Origin of the sequence: Allobosea sp. 2RAB26 (assembly GCF_052115465.1) — a bacterium.
Lineage (GTDB): Bacteria > Pseudomonadota > Alphaproteobacteria > Rhizobiales > Beijerinckiaceae > Allobosea.
This window is the reverse complement of the sequence record NZ_JBFRGS010000070.1, coordinates 1-814: the sequence shown is the minus strand read 5'-3', so window position 1 is coordinate 814 and position 814 is coordinate 1. Positions and strand designations below refer to the sequence as shown.

The window sequence follows — 814 nt, the reverse complement described above, 5'->3', positions numbered from 1 at the left end:
GCGATTGCCTGCGGCGGCTGGGTGATTGATACGCCGGGCATGCGCACGCTCCATGTCAGCGATGCGGCGTCTGGTCTCGAAACGCTGTTCGCCGAGATCACGGAACTAAGCCCGCTCTGCCGCTTCCGCGACTGCACCCATGAGCACGAGCCCGGCTGCGCGGTTCAGGAGGCAGTCTCCAAGGGCGCGATCGACCCTGAGCGTCTGGCACGCTGGCGCAAGCTCGATCTAGAGAACAGGGCAAAGTCGCCGGAGGTGAAGGGGCCGAGGGGAAGGGGCGGTAGGCGGGGCGTCTGATTCGGCCGAGCCCAAACCTCAGCCTGTTCATCCTGGAGCTGACGCCGGTGATACGGCCCCTCGCCCGCCAGCGCGCGACGATCGACGACTATCCGGACGACCATGTGGCCCGGCGTCCGGATGGGATACCTCTCGGTGACCCTGCCGCCGCGCAGCCCATTTTCTAGGCAGAATATCGGTTTCATTTGAAACGATGACTGCATTCAACGCATGATGAGACCAGAAAATTACTGATTTACAAATGATGCATGCTCTGTATGCATATCGAAGCTGAAGTAAAGCCCCTAATTGCGGCGGGCCGATCGGCTTATGTGCAGTGCACAACGAAATTGTCGCTGTGGGCACCGCCCCGGTCCGGAATATCCGGTAGAGGAATATCACCATGTTCGTCACCATGATTGCCGCCAAAATCCGCGCCTTCCTGCGCTATCGCGAGACGGTTCGCGAGCTGTCGCGTCTGACCAACCGTGAGCTCGACGATCTTGGGCTGTCACGCTCGGAGATCCCCTTCATCGCC

General features: G+C 60.8%; 1 protein-coding gene and 1 pseudogene. Both read left to right on the top strand.

All coding sequences use genetic code 11. The annotated features are described in order from the left end of the window. A pseudogene (locus tag AB4118_RS34050) lies at positions 1 to 297 on the top strand (ribosome small subunit-dependent GTPase A); the annotation flags it as partial. A gap of 382 nt (positions 298 to 679) precedes the next feature. Beyond that, a partial coding sequence (locus AB4118_RS34045; protein ID WP_441493902.1) for a DUF1127 domain-containing protein occupies positions 680 to 814 on the top strand: 135 nt, incomplete at its 3' end.